16 protein-coding genes and 2 tRNA genes are annotated in these 21,687 nt (G+C 52.1%); 8 read left to right on the top strand and 10 right to left on the bottom strand.

The features are described 5' to 3' along the window. The first annotated feature begins 119 nt into the window (after window positions 1–119). Window positions 120–1,412 (top strand): NAD(P)/FAD-dependent oxidoreductase, encoded by a 1,293-nt coding sequence (locus IOQ59_RS17300; protein WP_193954714.1) that lies wholly within the window; start codon window positions 120–122, stop codon window positions 1,410–1,412. A gap of 332 nt (window positions 1,413–1,744) precedes the next feature. After that, on the top strand, window positions 1,745–2,320 hold the full coding sequence (locus IOQ59_RS17295; protein WP_193954713.1) for a hypothetical protein: 576 nt from the start codon (window positions 1,745–1,747) through the stop codon (window positions 2,318–2,320). On the opposite strand, the gene IOQ59_RS17290 is transcribed toward IOQ59_RS17295, so the two are convergent. From IOQ59_RS17290 to IOQ59_RS17270, 5 genes are all read right to left on the bottom strand, one after another. Continuing rightward, entirely contained in the window at window positions 2,321–2,938 is a 618-nt protein-coding gene (locus IOQ59_RS17290) for a response regulator transcription factor (protein ID WP_193954712.1), read from the bottom strand. It abuts the gene before it with no gap. Between the two features lie 71 nt (window positions 2,939–3,009). Next, window positions 3,010–4,572 (bottom strand): PAS domain-containing sensor histidine kinase, encoded by a 1,563-nt coding sequence (locus IOQ59_RS17285; RefSeq protein WP_228050982.1) that lies wholly within the window; start codon window positions 4,570–4,572, stop codon window positions 3,010–3,012. A 73-nt stretch (window positions 4,573–4,645) separates the two neighbouring features. Continuing rightward, window positions 4,646–6,283: an acyl-CoA synthetase gene (locus tag IOQ59_RS17280; RefSeq protein ID WP_193954711.1), complete on the bottom strand. Its 1,638-nt coding sequence runs from the start codon at window positions 6,281–6,283 to the stop codon at window positions 4,646–4,648. Window positions 6,284–6,414: 131 nt separating this feature from the next. Further along, window positions 6,415–6,960, bottom strand: a complete 546-nt coding sequence (locus tag IOQ59_RS17275) for a hydrolase (RefSeq protein ID WP_193954710.1) — start codon at window positions 6,958–6,960, stop codon at window positions 6,415–6,417. Between the two features lie 20 nt (window positions 6,961–6,980). Continuing rightward, window positions 6,981–7,415: a MaoC family dehydratase gene (locus IOQ59_RS17270; RefSeq protein ID WP_193954709.1), complete on the bottom strand. Its 435-nt coding sequence runs from the start codon at window positions 7,413–7,415 to the stop codon at window positions 6,981–6,983. Between the two features lie 256 nt (window positions 7,416–7,671). Here IOQ59_RS17270 and IOQ59_RS17265 point away from each other — a divergent pair, with 256 nt between their 5' ends. The 4 genes from IOQ59_RS17265 (at window position 7,672) to IOQ59_RS17250 (ending at window position 12,804) form a co-directional block, all read left to right on the top strand. After that, on the top strand, window positions 7,672–9,048 hold the full coding sequence (locus tag IOQ59_RS17265) for a malonyl-CoA decarboxylase (protein ID WP_193954708.1): 1,377 nt from the start codon (window positions 7,672–7,674) through the stop codon (window positions 9,046–9,048). 28 nt (window positions 9,049–9,076) lie between these two features. Then, on the top strand, window positions 9,077–9,820 hold the full coding sequence (gene phbB, locus IOQ59_RS17260) for an acetoacetyl-CoA reductase (RefSeq protein ID WP_193954707.1): 744 nt from the start codon (window positions 9,077–9,079) through the stop codon (window positions 9,818–9,820). A 236-nt stretch (window positions 9,821–10,056) separates the two neighbouring features. Then, on the top strand, window positions 10,057–11,301 hold the full coding sequence (gene nhaD / locus IOQ59_RS17255; protein WP_193954706.1) for a sodium:proton antiporter NhaD: 1,245 nt from the start codon (window positions 10,057–10,059) through the stop codon (window positions 11,299–11,301). 159 nt (window positions 11,302–11,460) lie between these two features. Beyond that, window positions 11,461–12,804 (top strand): DEAD/DEAH box helicase, encoded by a 1,344-nt coding sequence (locus tag IOQ59_RS17250; RefSeq protein ID WP_193954705.1) that lies wholly within the window; start codon window positions 11,461–11,463, stop codon window positions 12,802–12,804. A 276-nt stretch (window positions 12,805–13,080) separates the two neighbouring features. Here IOQ59_RS17250 and IOQ59_RS17245 read toward each other — a convergent pair whose 3' ends face one another. Further along, the gene (locus IOQ59_RS17245) at window positions 13,081–15,861 is read right to left on the bottom strand and encodes a hypothetical protein (protein WP_193954704.1); all 2,781 of its coding nucleotides are present in this window, start codon (window positions 15,859–15,861) and stop codon (window positions 13,081–13,083) included. 479 nt (window positions 15,862–16,340) lie between these two features. Here IOQ59_RS17245 and IOQ59_RS17240 point away from each other — a divergent pair, with 479 nt between their 5' ends. Then, entirely contained in the window at window positions 16,341–18,632 is a 2,292-nt protein-coding gene (locus tag IOQ59_RS17240; RefSeq protein WP_193954703.1) for a diguanylate cyclase, read from the top strand. Window positions 18,633–18,666: 34 nt separating this feature from the next. Next, window positions 18,667–19,020, top strand: coding sequence for a VanZ family protein (locus IOQ59_RS17235; protein ID WP_193954702.1), 354 nt, complete (start codon window positions 18,667–18,669; stop codon window positions 19,018–19,020). 556 nt (window positions 19,021–19,576) lie between these two features. Here the strand turns inward: IOQ59_RS17235 and IOQ59_RS17230 are convergent. The 4 genes from IOQ59_RS17230 to IOQ59_RS17215 form a co-directional block, all read right to left on the bottom strand. Beyond that, entirely contained in the window at window positions 19,577–20,527 is a 951-nt protein-coding gene (locus tag IOQ59_RS17230; RefSeq protein ID WP_371871888.1) for a DUF3179 domain-containing protein, read from the bottom strand. 94 nt (window positions 20,528–20,621) lie between these two features. Further along, window positions 20,622–20,708, bottom strand: a tRNA-Leu gene (locus IOQ59_RS17225). A 97-nt stretch (window positions 20,709–20,805) separates the two neighbouring features. Continuing rightward, window positions 20,806–20,892, bottom strand: a tRNA-Leu gene (locus tag IOQ59_RS17220). Window positions 20,893–21,058: 166 nt separating this feature from the next. Continuing rightward, the coding region (locus tag IOQ59_RS17215; RefSeq protein WP_193954701.1) for a metal ABC transporter solute-binding protein, Zn/Mn family at window positions 21,059–21,687 on the bottom strand (629 nt) is incomplete at its 5' end.

Below are 21,687 nucleotides of genomic sequence, written 5' to 3'. Positions count from 1 at the left end.
TTTGCCCCGAGCGGTTCCCGTTTTTCCAGAACACCTCTGTATTAATCAATATGTCGTCTGCGGATGGCAGGGCCTAACGCTGCCTAAATTCACCGCAAACGACCGGAGAACGCGCCAAAATGGCTACACAAGACCCATCTGAGACAGCATCAGTGAACGGCTCAAATACACGCCAAGCGCCCGATGTGACCGTGATCGGCGCCGGTATTATTGGTATCTCCTGTGCGGTTCAGTTGCAGGCCAAAGGCTTAAGCGTTGCCGTGATCGACAAACTGCCGCCAGCAGACGCGACATCCCATGGTAATGCGGGTATCTTCGCTGAATGTGGTTGTATTCCGGTCGCCACCCCCGGCTTTATCTGGCAACTGCCGCAGATGCTGTTCGACCCACAAGGCCCACTGTCATTGCCTCTGGGTTATCTGCCCAAACTCACCTGCTGGGGCACATCGTTTGCACTCAACACCCGGATGCAGCGCTTCCGTCATATCAGTCAGTCACTGGCTGCCCTGTTGAAAGACGCCACCCGATTGCATCTGGAACAGGCAGCGATGACCGAGGCAGATGCTTACGCTAAAGCCGCACCGTATTACTACCTCTACAAAGATAAAGCCGCCTTTGAAGACGATAAACTGGCGTGGGATACCCGCAGCCAGCATGGCAACACTTACGACCTGCTGAGCAGCGAAGAGATTCACCAACGCGAAAGTGCGGTCTCATCGGAGTTCAACTTCGCGGTCTCCCTGCACAACCACGGGTTCTCACCAAATCCAGGCATGCTGGTGAAAACCATGGCCAGGCATTTTGTCGAGCACGGTGGAGAGCTGATCACCGGTGAAGTTTCACAGATCAGACAAAAAGAGGGTCAAGCTGAAGCGGTTGTCACGGATCGTGGAATCTATCCGGTCAATAAACTGGTCATCGCAGGTGGCGCCTGGTCAGCCAAACTGGCGGAACAGCTGGGTCACAAAGTCCCACTGGAATCCGAGCGCGGATATCACGTTCAGATTCAGAATCCGGGCATTGAGCTGCATGCACCGATCATGTTCTCCGCCGGGAAGTTGGTGGCAACGCCAATGGAAGGCGGTATTCGCTTTGCCGGTCTGGTGGAGTTTGGCGGTTTGAAGGCCGATCCGAATTACGACTTCTGCGACCGTCTGCTGCATCACGCCAAAACCCTGTTCCCAGAGATCGATACCACCGATCACGTGAAGTGGATGGGCCACCGACCGTCTATCAGCGACAGTTTGCCGGTGATTGGTCGCAGCCCCGACCACGACAATGTGTTGTATGCGTTTGGCCACCAGCACATGGGCTTAGTGCTGGGACCACGCACCGGCCGCATCATTACGGAACTGGTGACAACGGGACAGAGTGAGATCGATCTGAAGCCGTACCGGATTGACCGTTTCTAGCTATAGTCTCAAGATTATAGAGATCAAAAAGAAGGGCCGCCAAATTCAGATCTAGCTGCCCTTCTCGCGTAGTTCCTGCGCCTAAAATATCGCTCCGACTAGCCCAAGCATGCGCCGAAGCCTCTCATAACTCTCATAAAAATGTCGGGATTTTTGGCGAGTGACTGGGCTTTTCAGACCCTCAACAGTCATAAACATGTGCCGCCTACAACAAAACTCTCCGGGTAGGGTTGCTTAAAGGGTTAGGTGTTTTGTTTCCTCTTTTACACAAAAAAGACAGCATCACTGTATGCTGATTGACAAGCAATTTATAGAAACAAGGATGTATGAAGATGAATAAGAAAGAACAGCTATCAGCAGCCTTTTCTGGATTTGGCGATATCACATTGCAACAGATCGCCCATTGCCACAATGACATTTTGGGGATGATTGGACATTTTTATCATCGGGAAACAGACGAGCTCAAACGCCTAGAGTTAGAGCAGTATGAAAAGTGGATGCTCACTAGCTCATTTCTTCAAACATATGCTTATCTAGAAGAACAACTAATTGATCTGCATAGAATTATTATGAAGACTCCACTGCCGCAAGGCAGCGGACTAAAGCGTTACACAGGTCTACTACAAACGATTAACCTGGATACGGGACGTTGCGGCGCATGGAGTAAATTGCATGACGCATCTGAAGTTAGACATTGCCTACTTCACGCTAACGGCAGAGTGGATCTGATGAATTCCCCAGACAAACTAAATAAAATAATCAGTAGATACAAAGAACTAGAACTACATAATTCAAGAGTGAATATAACCGCTGAATATCTAAAAAAATTTATTGGCCAAATTCACGCATTCAGATCCCAGATCTTAGAGCACTATAAACGCGGAGATACACTCGAAATAGAGCACTAATTAGTATTCTCCCAACACCACGGCCATCTGAATCAGTTCAGCCAGTGATCCGGCATCCATCTTGGCCATCATATTGGCACGATGACCTTCAATGGTTTTGCGGTTAATGTTCAGATCGTCGGCCATCTCCTGATTGGACATGCCCTGCACCACCCGCTCAAAGACCTGTTTCTCGCGTTTGGTCAGACTGTCATAGCACGCTTGCAACTGCTGTTTTCGGCTGAGGCTTTCACGCAATGCATGATCCTCCAACAGCGCCCGCTGAACATGATCCAGTAGGGTCTGGTCATTGAAGGGTTTTTCGATGAAGGTCTGTGCACCCTGCGTCATCGCGGTCACCGCCATATCCACGTTGCCATGTGCGGAGATCATAATCAGAGGGATATCGATCTGGTATTCGGGCAGTTTTTTCTGCGCGCTAATGCCACTCAAACCGGGCATACGCACATCCATGACGATACACCCGCCCTGCCCGGCCGGATAACCGTCCAGAAACGCCTGTGCGGTAGCAAAACTGACGACCTGCAATCCCACGGATTCCAGCAGCCATTGCAGGGAATCACGTACATCCTCATCGTCATCCACGACATACACGATCTGATCCGGGAAGCTGTCCATCAAGGTTCTCTATCTGACTGAGTTATTAAGCTGTCTTGATCAGGACAAACAGGCTATTGGACGTAGCGCTATCACGCGCGCGTCAGGCTGAAGCTGAATACTGCACCGCCCATGCGGGCGTTTTCTGCCCACAACTGACCACCGTGCGCTTCCACCAGCGAGCGACTGATCGCCAGCCCCATACCCAAGCCACTGTCTTTAGTGGTAAAGAACTGTTCAAACAGCTGCTCGGTATCGGTCTGAGGTAATCCCCTGCCCTGATCATGCACCTGGATTATAACCTGATCGGCCGCACTCTCTGAAGCGTCGACCCACACCCGCAGAGGCTCGGCCTCTTCGTCACTGGCACAGGCTTCGATGGCATTGAGCAGCAGGTTCAGCAGAATCTGTTCGAGCTGAATACGATCAGCCGTCACCGCACTCAGATTATCCGGTATCCGGTTCTCCAACTGCACGTTGCTGCGACCGGCACTGCTAGCGCAAAAATCCATCACCTCAGACACGAGTGCTTTAACCTGTACGGTTTCCCGTTGCGTTTGCCCCTTGCGGGCAAAGTCCATCATCCGGCGGATGATCTCACCGGCACGCAATGCGGTGGCACTGATCCGTTTAAGTGGTTTTTCCAGCGTTGAAACGGCAATCTCATTCTGCTGTCCAACACGACGCTCAATACCGCTGACATAGTTCACAATCGCGGTCAGCGGCTGGTTCAATTCATGCGCCAACCCCGACGCCATTTCACCCATGGTCACCAGACGGCTGGTATGGCTAACCTCCGCCTGATACTGCTGACGCTCGGCTTCCATCGCTTTTTGTGCACTCATATCCCGTGCCACAACAGAGAAGTACTCGATCTGATCAGTAAAGGTACGATGCGCCAACACTTCCAGCATCACCGGAATCGCTTTGCCATCCCGGTCACACATCTCAGCATCGCCACGCCATTGTCCCTCGGTCTCCGCAGTGGGTAACGCCTCATCAAGCAGCTGTTGATAACTTTGCGAATGAAACAGGTCACGCAGGATAAGTGCTCGATCACTGTTATCCACAACCGGAGCAACCACGCCTAAACGCTCCCGTGCTGCCTCATTCAGGTTGCTCACCCGGTTATCCAGATCAATAAACGCAACCAGATCACTGCTACTCTCAAGCACCCGTGCCAGTCGGCGGTTGGTCTGTTCGGCTTCGATACGGCGACTCGCATCACGCGACACCACTAAGATCTCTTTCAGTTCACCGGTCGCAGGATCACGTAACGAGCGGCTGGTGCTTTCTAACCAGGTATAATGGCCATCTTTACAGCGGAAACGGTAGGTGTGGGTGTACAGACCCCGTTCGTAACTGACACTGGGCGAGCGACGTTTAAAGTCTTCCACGTCGTCAGGGTGATAAAGCTCATAGGCCGACATGCCGATAATCTCATCCACACTGTAGCCCAGCAGGTTTTCCACAGCCGGAGACGCATAGATAAAATGCCAGTCGCCGGGGGTGTGACGGGAGATCATATCGGTCGATTGTTCCGCCATCTCCGCCAACAGCCGGTTGCGTTCGGCATCATCGGTGAGCGCAGAAAGCCCTTCATGTGGGCCGGGTGTGTCCATCGGTTGGATCTCGGTCTGGTAGCTTAATAACATCTGATCGGACCTCCGATGGTACCAGAAAAGGAAACAGCGGACCGGATCTCTCCGGCCCGCTGATGGATCGTGCCTAGGCCAGGTCTTTCAGCATGGCGCGCAGCGCAAACTTCTGCACCTTGCCGGTCGAGGTCTTCGGCAACGGCGCAAATACCACCTGCTTCGGACATTTGAAGTGCGCCATGTTGTCACGGGTGAAGTTGATGATCTCCTCCTCCGTGGCACTGCTACCCTCTTTCAGCGTCACAAACGCACAAGGTACTTCGCCCCAATGCTCGTGATGTTTCGCCACCACCGCCGCTTCCATAATGGCCGGATGACGATACAGCGTGTCTTCCACCTCAATGGTCGAGATGTTCTCGCCGCCAGAGATGATCACGTCTTTGGAACGGTCTTTCACCTCGACATAACCATCGGCGTGCCATACCGCCAGATCGCCGGTATGGAACCAGCCACCGGCAAACGCCGCATCGGACGCGCTTGGGTTCTTCAGATAGCCCTGCATGATGTTGTTGCCACGCATAAAGACTTCACCCAGCGTCTGGCCATCACGCGGCACGGGCTCCAGCGTCTCAGTATCCGCCACCATCAGTTGCTCCAAGGCAGGAGCACGCACACCCTGTCGCGCCATCTTGGCCGCTTTCTGCTCCAGCTCGAGCGCATCCCACTCGTCCTGATGTGCACAGAACACACTGGGACCGTATGATTCGGTCAGACCATAGGCATGCACCACCTGAATACCGATCTTTTCCATTCCTTCAATAATGGCAGCGGGTGGCGCTGCACCGCCGGTTGTGACCGTCACCGGATGATCCACTTGCGCTTTGGCTTGATCCGGCGCGTTAAGTAGCATATTCAAAACCACCGGCGCACCACAGAAATGCGTCACGCCGCAGGCCTGAATCAGCTCAAACACTTTCTCCGGCTGCAGATGACGCAGACAAACGTGAGTCCCCGCCACTGCGGTGACTGACCAGGGATAGCACCAGCCGTTGCAATGGAACATCGGCAGCGTCCAGAGATAGACCGCATGGGGCGGCAGGTTCTGACCAATGATGTTACTGATAGCATTCAGATGGGCGCCACGGTGGTGATACACCACCCCTTTCGGGTTGCCTGTGGTACCCGAGGTGTAGTTCAACGTAATCGCCTGCCATTCATCTTCAGGCGGCTGCCAGTGATCGCTGAGATCCCCCTCTGCCAGCAACTGTTCGTAGTTCATCGAACCAATCAGATCGCCACCGGTAAACTGCGGGTCGTCCACATCGATGACCAACGGGTCCACACTCGCCATACGCACAGCTTTGTGCACCACATCGGAGAACTCTCGGTCGGTGATCATGACCTTGGCTTCACCATGATCCAGCATGAAGGCCACGGTTTCAGAATCGAGGCGGGTATTTTGGGTATTCAGCACGGCACCGGTCATCGGTACGGCAAAGTGCAGTTCCAGCATCTCAGGGATGTTGGGCAACATCACCGCAACGGTATCGCCCTGCCCGATACCACGTTTGCGCAACGCGGATGCCAGACGGATACAGCGTTGATAGGTTTCAGACCAGCTACGGCGGACATCGCCATAGATCACGGCGGTGCGATCGGGATAAACGGACGCAGCCCGTTCGATAAATGACAGTGGGGTCAGTGCCGCATAGTTCGCAGCATTTTTTTCCAAGCCCAGGCTGTACGGATTGTTATTGTTATTCTCCATACTACTACCTAATTGTTGTTTGGTTTCGCGATGTTCCCAGGTACCGGGAGCGATAGAATGATCCCGGCCAAAGTCACCAAACAGCAATACAACAGGCGACCCAGGCCCGGACAGATCAGACTCTGCGGGGTTTAACGCAGGAACTTCTTACTGAAGTCTTTGAACTGTGGTGCATCTGAACGACCGATCCACTCGAAACCGACCATTTCACGTGTCACCATCTTCACGCCTTCTTCACGCATACGTTCAATCGCGGCTGCAGTGTCATTCGGGTTACGTGCAGAGATCGCATCGCTGACCACATAGACCTGTTTACCTTGGGCCTGCAGGCGCAATGCGGTCTGCATCACACACACATGGGCTTCCATACCACAGATCACGATCTGCTCACGGTCCAGCGCTTCAATGCGGGCGTTCACTTCCGGTGCATCAGCACAGGAAAAGTGGGTTTTACCAACAAAATCTTCCGCCGGTAGCATGTCACGCAACGTACCGATGGTTGGCCCCACACCCTGGGGGTACTGCTCAGAGCCCAGTACAGGTACATCCATCAACTGCGCCACGCCCATCAGCCATTCACAGCTGTTGACCAGCATTTCATTGTCGAACACGCCCGGCAGTAGCTTTTCCTGTACGTCGATGACCAGCAGTGCAGATTTATTTGCTTCGATTAACATCTTGATTCTCCAGCAATAACTTACTCAGTTGGGCGACGATCAACCATGTTGGTTGCTACACCTTCAGCGACCACTTTATCGCCCACCTTACAGATTGTTTCCAGCTTCACACGACGACGCTTTTCGTCGATTTCCAGTACCTTCGCGCTGGCCGTCACGGTGTCACCGATATGCACCGGCGCTTTAAATTTGAGCTGCTGGTCGATGTAGATCGCACCCGGTCCCGGCATGCGTGTACCCAGAACGGCAGAGATCAGACCGGCACTGAACATACCGTGCACAATACGCTGCTCAAACATCGTCTGCTCTGCGTATTCCGCATTGATATGCACCGGGTTGTCGTCACCGGTAATACCCGCAAACAGCACTACGTCTGCTTCGGTGATGGTTTTCGCGTAGCTCGCAGTCTGACCTACTTCCAGATCTTCCAGATAAAAACCGTGCAAATCCTGCATCTATCGTTCCTCTCAATATGTCCAGATATCTCAATGATTTCATCTACCCCTGTGATCGGGGCTTTTTGTCTCGTTCTCGTCCACACCAAACAACTCAATTGGTGCCGAATTAACCAAACAATAATCTTTCCAAATACAAAAACCAAGTATTAACCCTTGGTTTTTTAAAATTTCTTTGATAGCTTTCCCTCAACCCGACGCTGTTCAATCCATAATCAAAGACAGGGTTATGAACAGCACACACAGGAGAAGCACCATGCCCAGCCAGATCAGTACGAGTATTCTTGATCGCACTCTGAATCACCTGAAAAAAGCCTGGCATGACCTTTCAGTGGATCGTTTGAAAGACACGCTGGAGTTATCACCGGAGCTCACCGAGAAGGATCACGCATTGCTGCGCCAGTGGATGGACAGCTGCCTGACCAACACCGGCGGTGAAGTGGCCGCACGTCGACGCGCGGCCCAACTGGGTGAAAACTATCTGGCACTGAACGCCGAGGGACGAAAGAAGTTCCTGCTGTTGCTGAACCAGCATTACGACGTGGACAACAATGCGGTTGAGCAAGCGATCGAGGCCTGGCGTCATGCCGATGACGACACCCGCGCCGCAGCCCGCGTCCAGTTGCGTGACACGCTCGATCCTCCCCGTGTGAAACTGCTGGCTCAGTTCACGGAGTTGCCTGAAGGGGTTAAATTTCTGGTCGATATGCGCGCTGAACTGCTGGCACTGAAACGGGACGAACCCGAGCTGGCACCGCTGGAAGCAGATATGAAACGCCTGCTGGCAAACTGGTTTGATATCGGCCTGTTGCAGCTGGAACGGATCAGTTGGCAATCCAGCGCTCAATTGCTGGAAAAACTCATTGCCTACGAGGCCGTACATGCGATTCAGAGTTGGGATGACCTGAAGAACCGTCTTGATTCAGATCGCCGTTGTTTTGCGTTTTTTCACCCCAATATGCCGCAAGAACCTCTTATTTTCGTCGAAGTTGCGCTGGTCAAAGGGCTGGCAGATAACGTACAGAAACTGCTGGACGAAGACGCCCCCATTCTGGATTTGAACGAGACCGACACCGCCATCTTCTATTCCATCTCCAATGCTCAGAAAGGCTTGGCGGGGATCAGTTTCGGTAACTTCCTGATCAAACGGGTTGTTGCAGAACTTCAGCATGATTTCCCGGCGCTGAAACGGTTCTCCACCCTCTCCCCAATCCCCGGTTTCCGGCGCTGGCTCAACAAACAGACCGACGCAGACCTGGAAACACTGCCGGGTGGAAAAAACTGGCTACAGATCGCCGAACCGCGTTTGCCCGAAGGCTGGCATCTGGACGAAGAGGCGGCCGAAAAACGCCGCGAACCTCTGTTGCAGCTGGCCGCACACTATCTCACCGTTGAGAAACGCCGCGGCATAACCGCACTGGACCCGGTCGCGCATTTCCATCTCAGCAATGGCGCTGAAGTGGCCCAGCTCAACTGGCTGGCCGATAACTCCGAAAACGGACTGAAACAAGCCGCAGGTCTGATGGTGAATTACCTCTACGACCTGCCTCATATCGAATCTCGCAGTCAGGATTACAGCGCACAGGCCTCCATAGCCCAGTCCGCCAAAATCAAAGCACTGTGTAAAACCTAACAAAAATAAAAACTTGAAGGAGAAAACTATGACTCAACGTGTTGCCGTTGTAACCGGTGCTCAGGGTGGTCTGGGTGAAAGTATGTGTAAAGCGATGTGTGATCAAGACCGTCGCGTGGTTGGCAGTTTCCTGCCAGGCGCTGAAGCCGAAGCGCAAAGCTGGCAGGCGGATATGAAAGCCGCCGGTTATGACGTTGCGATCTACCCACTGGATGTCACCGATTATGATCACTGCAGCAGCTTCATCGCAAAAGTTGAAGAGGAAGTGGGGCCGATCGAGATTCTGGTCAACAACGCCGGTATTACCCGTGATGGTCCGCTGAAACGCCTGAAACCAGAACAGTGGCAGGCGGTACTGCGCACCAACCTCGATTCCATGTACAACATGTGTCAGCCATTGTTTGATGCCATGTGTGGTCGAGGTTTTGGCCGTATCGTCAATATCTCCTCGCTGAACGGTGAAAAAGGTCAGTTCGGACAGGCGAACTATTCCGCCGCTAAGGCCGGTATTTATGGCTTCACCAAAGCGATCGCTCAGGAAGGCGCGCGTAAAGGCGTCACCGTCAACGCGGTGTCTCCAGGTTACATCGATACGCCGATGGTGCGTCAGGTACCGGAAAATGTGCTGAACGCGATTGTGGATGGCATCCCGGTCGGCCGTCTGGGCCAGCCAGAAGAGATCGCCCGTGCCGTGGCGTTTCTGACGGCTGAAGATGCGGGATTCATCACCGGCACCAATCTGTCCGTAAATGGCGGCCAGTACATGAGCTAATGGCTCATGAATTAGTCGCTTATCTTTACACCTTTGGCGCTAAACCCTAGGTATAAAGATATTCACAAACACCCGGAACGCCCCACTTTGAGGCCATCTGGGTGTTTTATTTACCCGACGTATGATCAAGTACAATTTGCAAACCATACACTATACTCGCCCCCAAACTCACCGGGCGACCGTCTCTTATCAAGCCTCGTGTTTAGTCTGTTTCATGACTTCGGAGCACAGTACACATGCACACCCTGCTGTTATCCCTGATCGCCCTAGCCTTCGTAATGATCGTGATCGAAGACCTCGTTCATATCAATAAGGCCAAATCCACCCTGTTTATTGGCACGCTTGTCTGGATATTGGCATTTGTCTTTCCAGAAGACGGTGTACATGCACAGGAGATACAACACCGATTGAATGAGAACCTTCTGGAGATTGCCACGCTGTGGCTGTTCCTGATGGCCGCAATGACCTATGTGGCCTATCTCAACCAGAAAGGACTGATCACCCAACTGGTCTATCGGATGTTGCCCGAGCAACTGACACAACGGCAGCTGATGGGCATGATGGCGTTGCTGGCCCTGCTGTTCTCCTCTCTGGCCGATAACATCACTGCCTCGCTGATTATGCTGTCGTTACTGGCATCCCTCGATCTGGAGAAAAAAGATATTCTGAAGTTTGCCACACTGCTGGTGTTTGCAGTGAACTCCGGCGGTGTCGCGTTGATTACGGGTGATGTCACCACCCTGATGATCTTCCTCGCTGGTAAGGTCTCAATTACCGACCTCTTTCTGTTGGTCCCGCCAGCGCTGGTTGGTATTGCGGTACTGGTCCTCTGCCTTATCCCCGGTGGTAATCAAACCCTGACGTTGCCGCGTTTTCGTCGTCCGATCGATGGCAGTGACAAAATTATCGGCCTGCTGTTTCTGGTCACCATCCTCTCAACACTGAGTCTGAGTGTACTGTTTCAGGTGCCACCGCTGCTGACGTTCCTGTTTGGCCTGTCAGTAATGTTTCTGGTGCACCAGTTCCTCAACCGAAAAACTGAAGAGCAACACAATATCCTCGAATATATCCGCGAAATTGAGTTTGATACTCTGCTGTTCTTCCTCGGTGTGCTGCTATTGGTCGGTATGCTCAAAGAGCTGTCAGTACTGGACCAGTTGCCCTATTTGTACGAAGTCTTGCCGACGGTCTTTGCCAATTACCTGGTCGGACTGCTGTCTGCTCTGGTTGATAATGTGCCGCTCACCGCTGCAATCCTGAAATCCGGTGTCGTGATGGACAAATCTGAATGGCTCGGACTGACATACGCAACCGGTGTCGGCGGTTCTATTCTGGTGATTGGCTCAGCCGCAGGCGTGATCGCCATGAGTAAACTGAGTGAGCTGACGTTCATCAGCTATCTGCGCTTCTTTCACTGGTTACTGGTGGCGTATACCGCCGGTTATCTCGCGGTGCTCTTCATCGGCAATATGCTGAATTAGCTCTGTGCGGGTTTAGAGACTGTCAGCCGGCCTCTAAACCCGCATATCCCCACGCTATCGTCCCTCTCCATGCGCGTTTCAGCGCTGAAAAGTCGCACCTCCTGACGCATTCCGGTAAGCTTCCCTCTGTTTTTTCCTCTCTTTGTAAATCAGGTTTTTATGTCTACTTTTACCTCCCTTGGCTTATCAGACGCGCTGGTACAAGCGCTGGATACGTTGAACTACCGTAAGGCGACACCCATTCAGTCGCAGGCGATCCCGGAAGTACTGGCCGGTAAGGACCTGATGGCAGAAGCACAGACCGGCACCGGTAAAACCGCGGCCTTTGCACTGCCGATTCTGCAGATGTTAGATGCACAAGAGATGGATGCAGACGTACGTCCGCCCCGCGCGTTGATACTGGTGCCCACACGCGAACTGGCGGTACAAGTCACCGACAGTTTCTACAACTACGGCGAACATCTGGGGCAGCGTATTATTCCGGTGTATGGTGGCGTACGGGTCGACAACCAGATCAAACGTCTGAAACGCGGCGCAGACATCATCGTCGCAACCCCCGGGCGTTTGCTGGATCTGCTGGAACGTGAGATTTTCAGTCTCGATCATGTACAGACGCTGGTATTAGATGAAGCCGACCGCATGCTGGATCTGGGTTTTAGCCGAGAGATCGACAAACTGATGCGGCAGATGCCGAAGCAACGCCAGACACTGCTTTTTTCAGCCACCATTGCCGACAATATCGACGAGCTATCCCATAAAATCCTCACCAAGCCGGTGCAGATCAGCGTAACTAAACGCAATTCGACGGCGGCCACGGTTCAGCAGATGGCGTATCGGGTCGATGGTCATGATAAAGCCGATACCCTGAGCTACATGATTCAGGGTGGGCAGTGGAAACAGGTGCTGGTGTTTACCCGCACCAAACGCCGTGCAGATATCCTCACCGCACATTTGCTGGAGGAGGGGATCAGTGCCGCAGCCATTCACGGTGATAAGGGCCAGCGAGCCCGCACACAGGCACTGGCCGACTTCAAACAAAATAAAGTCCGTATTCTGGTGGCGACGGATGTCGCGGCACGCGGATTGGATATCGATGCCTTACCGCGCGTGGTTAACTTTGATCTGCCCAACGTACCGGAAGCTTATGTGCACCGTATCGGGCGCACCGGACGGGCGGGCAGCAGCGGCCAGGCCATTTCACTGGTTGCACCGGATGAGAAGGGGTATTTGGCAGCCATTGAAGCACTGATCAAACGGCCGTTGAAGCTCAAGCCCGTGCCGTTTTATGAAGACGGCAGCACCGACCCGATTGAGACTGAAGACACGCCAACCCGCTCGCGCCGTCAGAAACCGCAAAAAGCCACAGCTAAACCGGCGAAAAAATTAACCGCCGCCCAACTTGCACGTAAAAAAGCAGAAGAAGAGGCGGACCGGGAAAGCGATGCAAGACCCAGCCTGCGACCGTCATTCATGTCGTCGCCGCCGAAGAAAAAGCGCAAATAATTCACCATAGGCACAGGCCACCCATCAGCGCATTGGGCTACAGGCAGATAGAGAAAGCGAGGAAAGGGTAGGGCAGGGATTGCACGCTGTAGATCTATTTTTCTGGGTATAAAACTGTCGCCGTATCGCCTGTGCATAACATCTGCAACACAGACATCAACAGCATACCGCGTGGGATAATATGTTATGCACAAGCGCTCATAAAAAAGGCTATCCCAGTGGATAGCCTTAGTGAAAACCCGGTATGTGGATAACTTAATCCAGAGTCAAACCGGGTTAGAAGTTATCCGGTAAGATATTGGAATAGTTAGATAAAACATCCAGCTCCTCTTCAACGATCACAATCCCCGCACCGTTGCTGAAGCTCACGGCATCAACACCGTTCACCGCTGTATCCGCACCTTGCACCCAGCCATCCCCCAGCAACAACACTTTGTCAGTGTCATCCCCGGTCACCACCAACGTATTGTCGCCATCCGTTAGATCCAGCAGTGCATCAAGAGTCACCGCAACCTGCGTGGCATAAGATCCATCCAGTGCCAGCATGTCGAGATCGCTGACTTCGCCATCAAGGCTGGAAAGATGGAAAGACTGATCCGTCGCCACCGTGGTATTGCCCAAACCATCGACCGTGATCGTTGCGGGCTGCGGAGCCGCCGTTGCCACACTGGATGTTTCTGCGTTAAGGCCCGTGACAGAGGAGAACATCTGCATATGATGACCGGTACTGTTTACCTGAAACTCATCCCCCACCGTATTGCCGTCAGCATCGTAACGCTGACCAAAAATACCTTCCTCAGAGCCGTCTTGACGATCAGACGTCCAGGTCACCACAAAACCGCCATCAGACAAAGCACTGATGTCAGCCTGCTCCTGATCCCGGGCGGTATGCGTGTTCACCAGAAACTGTCCACCCTGAGCATCACCATTCTCGTCAAACATCTGGGCATACACCCCTGAACGGTCGCCATCTTCACCGTAGAAAGAGTTCCAGACGATGACAAAACCACCGCCTTCCAAGCCGGTCACAACAGGCTCCGACTGGTACCCCCGGGTGGTTGTGTTGACGATAAACTCAGCATCCACCTTGTCGCCATTGGCATCAAAGCGTTGCGCGTACACACCGGTCTGAGAGCCATCCTGACGATCAGACGACCAGGAAATGACAAAACCACCGTCACTCAACGCCGCAATATCGGAGTGGTTCTGGTTGTTCCAGATGTGGGTATTCGCCTGAAACTCGTCACCCACCTGATTGCCATCCGCATCAAATCGCTGACCGTAGATGCCATCACCGCGACCGTCCTGACCGTAGGAGGTCCAAGTCACCACATAACCGCCATCAGTCAACGCGGTCACGGTCGATTCATCCTGTTGCAGGAACGTATGGGTATTGATCTGGTACTCGTTCCCCACCTGATTACCCGCTGCATCAAAATTCTGTCCGAAGACACCGTATCCACGGCCATCCTGCGCATAAGAGGACCAGGTCACAACAAAGCCGCCGTTCTCCAGTCCGGTGACCGCAGGCTCGTACTGAATACCCTTAGTAAAGCTGTTGATCTGGAACTCGCCGCCCATCGCTTCGCCCTGAGCGTTATAGCGCTGACCAAAAATTCCTTCGTCGCCACCATCTTGCTCATTCGACACCCAGGTAATGACAAAACCGCCGTCATTCAGGGCACTGATCTGCGGTGCACTCTGGTTCCCATAGTCAAAGGTACTCACCTGGAATTCACCGCCTTGCGCATTACCGTCTTTATCAAAGCGTTGCGCGTAAACCGCCCAGTCTTCATTGCCATCCTGACGGAACGACAACCAGGTCACTACAAAACCCGCATCAACGGTACCACTACCGCCGCTGCCCGGCCGTATCAAGTTAAAAGCACCGACACTAGAGTCTTCCTGCACGTGGGTGAACGTCGCATTCACCTGGAACTCATTGCCAATTGGCTGAGCATTCTGATCCAGTAACTGCCCGAAGATACCGTTGGCATGACCGTCCTGTTCATCGGACGTCCAAGTCACAACCACACCACCATTTTCAGTGGCGCTGATGGCAGGTTCATATTGCTCTGCGTGAGTTTCAGTGTTGACCCTAAACTCACCGCCTACCGGATCGTTGTTGTCATCAAACTTCTGCGCGTAGATGCCCCAGCGGTCTCCGTCCTGATCTGCCGATGCCCACGCCACGATATAACCGCCATCACCCGTTGCAGCCACAACAGGCGAGCGCTGGATATCGGCATCGTGACTGTTGATCTTGAACTCAGCGCCGACAGGATCGGAATTGGCGTCATAGCGCTGACCGTAAATATCATCACGCAGAATCGCATCCAGACCGCCCTGACCATAAGAGGACCAAACGACTACGTAGCCACCATCATCCAGACGGGTAACGGAAGACTTAGCCTGATTGTTGGTTTCATAGGTATTCACGCGAACTTCTGCACCGTCGGGCAGATTGTTTTCGTCGTAACGCTGCGAGAATACGCCCCAGCCTTTGCCATCCTGACCGTAGGAGGTCCACGTCACCAGATAGCCACCATCGTTCATGGCGGTGACTTGAGAGTCGAACTGCTGGTTGTAGTTCTCGGAGTTTACTTTGTATTCAGTGGCTTCAGCCGCAACACCATCTTTATCATAGCGCTGAGCATAGAGGTTATAGTTGGAGGTACTGCCGTCATACGCCGTCCAACTGACCACATAGCCGCCGTCATCAAGTCCTGTGACATGGGGTTTGTACTGGATACCGGTATTCTGATCGTTAACCTGAAACTCGCCACCAACGGTATTACCGTCCGCATCGTAGCGCTGAGCAAACACGCCTTCGTCCGAGCCATCAGCATCGCTGTCCACCCAGGTGACGATGAAACCGCCATCCAGCAACATGGCAACGGTAGGATCTGACTGGTTATTCGCCGTGGTGCTATTGACCTGAAATTCAGCGCCCAGAGCCTGTCCGCTTTCATTAAAACGCTGGGCAAATACGCCCCAGTTATCTCCATCCTGCTTGTAGGATACCCAAGTGCTTACAAATGCGGTCTCGGTACTCATGAACCCTTCCCTGGAAATTGGCGGAAAATGCGAGTGGTAACGCTGACTGACGCTTTACGAATCGTTCGGAGAGGAACTCATCACCGCGGCCAACAGCAATACAATGGATTGGATGATAATCCACCAACTGACAGGCGGATACTACGAGTAGTAGGGGACAATTATTGAACAACCAGTTTTTCTTTGATCCGAGACAAACAAGCGTTTTAACTGGCTAACAGGGCGACTACAGCTTTCAGTAGGGCGTTATTAGTGTCCTCAGATCATCAAACATCCCAAAAATTGAGCTTTCATTAAATAACTTACCTCATCCAGCCTATAACCCGGTTCAGAGCCTGTAATTTCGGTCTACGCTAAATACGAACAACATAACTCACACGGTTTCAGATGAGAGTGAAGTATTTGCATAACATGCTAATTCCCGTGATCTGCTTGTCCATAAAAACGGACGTTCTCTGCGCAAAAGAAGATTTCGTTACATGAGATGGATACTGCTTATACTCTGCACATTGTGCAGTTTTGGCCTGTATGCTGATCAGAGTCGCGGAGGTCAAAAGTCGACGCCGATCTCTCTACAACTATTGTGGAAAAACCAGTTCCAGTTCGCCGGCTATTACATGGCAAAGGAGAAGGGATTCTACAAAGAGGTGGGGTTGGATGTAGATATTCGCGAATTTGATCATTCAACCGATCTGGTCGGCGATGTTCTGTCAGGCAAATCAGACTTTGCCGTAGGCCGTTCCTCACTGATGATCGAGAAAGCCGCAGGCCACGACATTGTGGCGCTGTTTGCTGCGTTTCAGCAATCCCCCCTGATGTTGCTCAGCAAAGCTGACCGTAATATCAACACCCCCAAAGACCTGAAAGGTCACCGCATTATGCTGACGCAGGATGCCGAGCAAGTTGCGGAAGTTCTAGCAATGTTATTGCAAGCAGGCTTACGTGACAGTGACTACGAACATCAGTCACACAGCTTCAATCTGCAAGATCTGATCGATGACAAAACCGATGCCATGGGGTCCTATGTTTCGAACGAACCCTATCAGCTACAACAGCTGGGGATTCCCTATACCACCATCCACCCGGCCGATTATGGCTTTGATATGTATGCGGATATCCTGTTTACCTCACGTCGGATGGTCAATGAACGTCCGGGCATCACCCACCGGTTTTATGAGGCATCCATCAGGGGCTGGCGCTATGCATTTGATCATATTCAGGAAACTGCGGCGCTTATTCACGCCCGATACAACAGTCAGCAACGTAGCGTAGAAGCGCTGGAATTTGAGGGTAGGGCGTTAAAAGCCCTCGCGTTTGATGATCAAGGCCAGTTCGGTACGCTATCGCAAAAGAAGTTTGATGGGATGGCAAAGCTGTACCTAATCACTGGCGCACTGGAACCCAACTACGATATTCGCGATTTCATTTATCAGCCTGAGGGGCTGAAGCTATCACTACGGGAACGTCAATATCTTTCCCGGCTCAACAATATTACGCTCTGTGCATATAGTAATTGGATGCCGTATGAAGGCATTACAGACAATCTCTATCAGGGGTTGGTCGCCGATTACATGACGCTGCTGGCACAAAAGCTCAATGTCACGCTCACGGTCATGCCAACCGATTCCGCTGCGCAAACACTGAATATGATGCGCTCCGGTTTGTGTGATCTCGTACCTGCGGCCATGGCAACACCAAAAGGCGGTCGGTATCTGGCATTTTCAACACCCTACCTGAGTATGCCCGCCGTCGTTGCGGTACACGACCGCTCCACGTACGGAGAAACCTCGGAAGAGCTGGGAGATAAGCGCTTGGCGGTGCGAGTCGACTCGGTATTTCTGGAGATTCTGCGTAACCGTTACCCCAATGCAACGATCCTGCCCGTCAACACCGTCAGCGAAGGGCTGAAGCGGGTAGAAACGCAAGATGTCTTCGGCTTTATCGATGCACCTGCCAGTATTAGTCACACCCTGCAAAAAGAGCATATGCTGGGCATCACCCTGTACGATACGCTGAACGATCAGTGGGATATCAGTGTAGCGGTACGACGAGATAATCAAGTCCTGCTGGACGTATTCAATAACGCCATCGCAAACCTGTCGCCGCGGGAGCACAACAGCATCGCCAATCAGTGGTTGAACATCAACTACGCCTATAAAGTGGACTACACCCATATCTGGTTGATTGGCGCCGCATTCTGTTTGCTGATACTACTGATCGCTTATCGCTACAAGGTCATCTCTGACTACAACACCCGGTTGAAGTTCATGGCGCAACACGACCCGCTCACGGGGATCTATAACCGCAATAAACTCTACGAATATCTGAACAACGAACAGCGGCTGTATCAACGTTATCAACGTCACTTTGCGGTTATCTTTTTTGACGTTGACGACTTTAAACAGGTCAACGATTCCTATGGTCACAACGAGGGCGACCGTGCACTGAGTCAGCTGGCCAGCATTGTGAATCAGGAGCTCCGCGAAACCGACCACTTTGGTCGCTGGGGTGGAGAAGAGTTTCTGATCGTGCTGCCTGAAGCCCGATTATCAACGGCGTTGCTGATTGCTGAAAAGCTACGTCAGGCAATAGCGTCATACGATTTTCACTTTGATAATCATCCAATCACCTGTAGCTTTGGTATCGCCGAGGTACAGGAGGACGATACAATCGAAGCCTTGATACATCGCGCAGACGAGGCATTGTATTTGGCGAAAAGTGAAGGGAAAAACTGCACCCGATGTGCACAGCCATCCGCCGAGTCAGCATAAACCGACAGACCCGTTTTCAAATAAGGACATATCCATGCCGTTCCAGCTCAGGCTGCGTCAGCTTCCCTTTTATTGCCTGCTTTTTATCGTAACCTATCTCAGCACCATGCCCTCCGTAGAAACGCCCGGCGTGGATCTATCTGACAAAGTCCTGCACTTTCTAGCCTATTTTGGCGTCACAGGGGCTGCCTACTTTGGCTTTCCCAAAGCCAGCTGGCGACTGGCTGTGTTTGTTATTCTCTGGGGTATAGGGATCGAACTGGTGCAATGGCAACTGCCCACCCGGATGTTTGAGCTTCTGGATATTCTGGCCAACAGTTTAGGTTGTCTGGCAGGCTGGCAGCTTATGAAGGGATTACGTCACCTGTACCAACGCATCATCGCTTAAATCTTCCTTTCTCCTGCATTAATGTCGATGTGTGCCGGGGTGCGGATTTTGTCCACATCCCTGATCTCCCTACTGTCGCCATGATAAAACCGCCAAATACGACACAGCCAACAATCCATTTATGACATATATGTCATACCACCGAAATAAAACGCTCTTCTGCCCACCCTAAAAAACAATAATTCCCTTTATTTTCAGATAGTTAAAAAATATAACCATAAGTTGGCACCTGCATTGCTATATACCTGACAAAGCGAAAGATTTTCAGATTATGCGAGGAACCAAGCTATGTCACATGATGCACAAGGTGTAGAAGTAATCGGTGTTGTCCCTACAGTTCTGATGGTTCTGGGCGGACTGGCTGTCGCCATTTTCCCATTGTTGGTTCAAATCGGTCTTCTGCTCTAAAAATCTGCGAACAAGTCCGAAACGATCTCTGAAAACCAGAGCAGTACCGGACTTGTGCGTAAATACCCCGAAGGTTCCAACCCTCGATTCCTTCCCGTTCTATCACCCTGCCCAATCAGGGTTTTCGCCGGAGCATTGCTCCGGCTTTTTATTGCACGCGATAAATCTCAGTGTCTGGATGAAACGCATACCAGGCAAACCAGAAAACATTCACTGCAGGCAATTCAGCCCCAGCTTCATTAAAAACCCGCCCGGTACGCTTTCGCGTATCAAAACGAATTTCTAACGTACGACCGGCAAAGTTATCCCACACCAGTTGCACCTTCTGCTTCGCCAGTTCAGTAAACGGGTATGCTTTGAACTGACCGTTGATCTCTACACCCAGTACCCGCTCTTTGGGATGGTATTTCTGGCTACTAAATGCCACCGGGAAAAAGACACCTTCATCGCGGGCGTACTGTTGATAAGGGTTATAGCGGTAATCGCGCCGATACCCTGTTTCCCGGCTCAACACCGAGCCTTGGGGATAACGCGTACGCCAGTCAGACCAGACCTCAAGATTTAGCGGCAACATCTCAAGATGCTCACCTTTCAGCGGTCCGGAAATCGCTTGTGATTTCAGCTGTGACCAGAGAGATTGGGTTTCATGATCATAGAGCAAGACATCGCTGTTATAGAGCAATCCGGAAACACCAAACGTCAGGTTTCTGCCTGCAACGTTAGGGGAGAAGGCCATGCCACTACCACACAATGGACAGTAGGTAATCAGTACCGGTTTTCCGGCAATCGTATCATTGACCACTTCATGCCAGTTAAGAATGGCGAGCGGGTAGGCACGTTGCTGCCCTTGCCAGTCGAGTGTCAGCACCAACGCATCAGGCTTGAGCCAGTTGGATTGTGCAACTGATTGAAAACGGGGATCAGAAATTGCGGGGATGCCATCCTTTTCAGGACCACCTGCATGAATTTCATCTACAGGAATGAGGGAATCAGATATATCAAAGCCGTTGTACGCCTGCACATGGGATCGAATAACCCAGACAACAAGCAATGCAAACGTGACGATCAGCCAGAATCGGGAAGTTCGGAATATTGCCACAGCAAACACCCAGAGCTGTAATGTCTGATGTTTTTGATCAATTACTATGGAAAAAATTCAATTTCGGCTGAATGCCTAAGAGAGGATTACCGATTGGTGCAGATGGGGAGACTCGAACTCCCACGCCCTTGCGAGCACTAGCACCTGAAGCTAGCGTGTCTACCAATTCCACCACATCTGCGTCGGTTTCGTATTTTTTATCCGGTTACGGTCCGGCTGATCGGTCACTTTCGGAGTAGTTCACCTACTTCATTTTAGCCTCGTGAGCTTTGTGAAGTTGGTGCAGATGGGGAGACTCGAACTCCCACGCCCTTGCGAGCACTAGCACCTGAAGCTAGCGTGTCTACCAATTCCACCACATCTGCTTCGAAAGTGGGGCGTATTGTATAGAGCTGTTTTCCGTTTGTGAACACCTTTTTTGATTTTTTTTATTTTTCATCAACCTGTTAGACCAGGAACAGAAATACAGGCTGCTCACCCGCTTCTCATCCTTGGACATGAGAAGCGGGGAAATCGTTCACGCCCGAAATTCTACCGTACTGATAAGCAGGCCATCATGGTCTCAGCAACACTGCTCAAATAAGACGCGTAACCGTTTTCACGCACGTCTGTCGTCGTCGCCAAAGGATCGATAGCCCCTTGATTGACCGGCAAACCAGACGTAACCGCTTGTACAATGGATGATTTAAATTGAGGTTCACTGAACACACATACGGCCTTCTGTTCTTCAAGTTGCTGGCGGATCTCTGTCAGATGACGCGCGCCGGGTTTACGGTTCGTGTCCACCGTGAAATACCCCAGCTGCTTCAGACCATAGTGCTCCACAAAATGCCCCCAGGCATCGTGAAATACATAAAATCCCTGAGACTTCACAGGTATAAACTGCTGGCGCAACTCTGCATCCAGTCCGCGCAGGTTTTGCTCAAAGCGAGCATAGTTTGCAGCAAATGTCTCTGCATGTTGCGGATACACCAGGCTCAATCGGTCTTTCAGTGCGTCCGCAAACGCCAGACCTTCAATCGGGTCCAGCCAGAGGTGCAGATCTTCGCCATGATGATCGTGAGCGTGCTCATCTACGGTTTCGTCTGCATGGTCTGCATGGTCTGCATGGTCTGCATGGTCTGCATGGTCTGCATGGTCTGCATGGTCTGCATGGTCTG

Source organism: Pontibacterium sinense (genome assembly GCF_015209595.1).
GTDB classification, from domain to species: Bacteria; Pseudomonadota; Gammaproteobacteria; order Pseudomonadales; family Balneatricaceae; genus Pontibacterium; species Pontibacterium sinense.
This window is presented reverse-complemented; position numbering and strand designations above follow the sequence as displayed.